The sequence below is a fragment of the Devosia epidermidihirudinis genome, assembly GCF_000971295.1.
Classification (GTDB): domain Bacteria; phylum Pseudomonadota; class Alphaproteobacteria; order Rhizobiales; family Devosiaceae; genus Devosia; species Devosia epidermidihirudinis.
The window spans coordinates 1-509 of record NZ_LANJ01000041.1 but is presented as its reverse complement, the minus strand read 5'-3'; the positions used below and the strand labels follow the sequence as shown (position 1 = coordinate 509).

Annotated in this window: 1 pseudogene; it reads left to right on the top strand. The window is 51.5% G+C overall.

Going from position 1 to position 509, the window contains the following annotated elements:
- Window positions 1-211: 211 nt before the first annotated feature.
- Window positions 212-509, top strand: a pseudogene (locus tag WH87_RS20345) (hypothetical protein); the annotation flags it as partial.

Genomic DNA, 509 nt, shown 5'->3' with positions numbered 1-509 from the left:
AAGAAAAAAGGTGTGGGGTAAAGCGGACGAGGAGGAGGAGCAAGAAGAAAGCAAAAAGAACAGGAAAACGGAGACGGTTGAGCAGGGGAGAAAGACCGAAGCAAATGGCAGCCAGGTCAGGGTGGAGCGAGGGGCTACGGAAGAGAAGGGTCAGATGATGAAATTAAACGAAGCATGACGAGAAAGGAAGAAAGACTGAAACGAACGAGGCATGATGGAGTGGGAAAAGGCGTCAGACGGCAGCGCATACCGGGAATATGTCGTGACAGAGAAGGGCCGCGGGCTTGTCCTCGTCATCGTGGCATGGCGACAAGGGGGTGAAGATAATCTGTTTGGCCCCAACCAACCAATGTCAGAAAGGGGGAAGAGAGGAAGAGAGGAAGGGGACGGAAGGAAGGAGGAGGGAAAGGGGGAAAGAAAGAAAGAAAAAGGAAGGAAAAGGGAAGAAAGGAGGGAGAAGAAAAAAGGGGGAGAAAAGGGAAAAAGGAAGAAAGAGGGAGGAGAAGGAG